The 479-nt window shown below is 64.9% G+C and carries 2 protein-coding genes; both read right to left on the bottom strand.

What is annotated here, in order from left to right:
* A partial coding sequence (locus FJV41_RS55595; protein ID WP_220138006.1) for a hypothetical protein occupies nt 1–190 on the bottom strand: 190 nt, incomplete at its 3' end.
* Nucleotides 191–285: 95 nt separating this feature from the next.
* Nucleotides 286–479: hypothetical protein (locus FJV41_RS55590; RefSeq protein ID WP_220138005.1), on the bottom strand; the 194-nt coding region annotated here is incomplete at its 5' end.

The following is a 479-nucleotide window of genomic DNA, read 5'->3' as shown; positions in this document are numbered from 1 at the left end:
GCTCCTGCTCCAGGATGGTGGCCTCGGCCCTGTTCCATTGCTCAACCTCGGCCCACACCGCCAGCTCCGCCGGGCTGGCGCCGGCCCGGAAGGCGTCATCCATGGCCTTCGGCGTCTTGGGCCGCTTCTTGCCCGGGTCGTGCGCGTAGAGCGCGGCGAACTCCTGCAGCGACAGTGTGGCGCCGGTCATTCTGACCAGCTTCTGATAGGCGGCGGTTATCTGGGCGGAATAGCACATGCTGCCATCTGGCCGCAGCGCCCGTTGCGGCCGCGTGAGGACTCCCCTCACCCGAACCCCAGCGGAACCTCGGTCAGGTCCACGATGAAGATCGTGGCGTTCTGCGGCCCCATCGTCACGCCGCCCACCGGGAAGGTGTTGGTGATCAAGGTCTGTTGAGTTACCTGCAACCGCGAGAGAAAGATCCGGTTGTCGCTGGTCATGTGGAAATGGTCGGCATTCATGGTGCACCGATCCTGTG

Origin of the sequence: Myxococcus llanfairpwllgwyngyllgogerychwyrndrobwllllantysiliogogogochensis (assembly GCF_006636215.1) — a bacterium.
Classification (GTDB): Bacteria; Myxococcota; Myxococcia; order Myxococcales; family Myxococcaceae; genus Myxococcus; species Myxococcus llanfairpwllgwyngyllgogerychwyrndrobwllllantysiliogogogochensis.
This window is presented reverse-complemented; position numbering and strand designations above follow the sequence as displayed.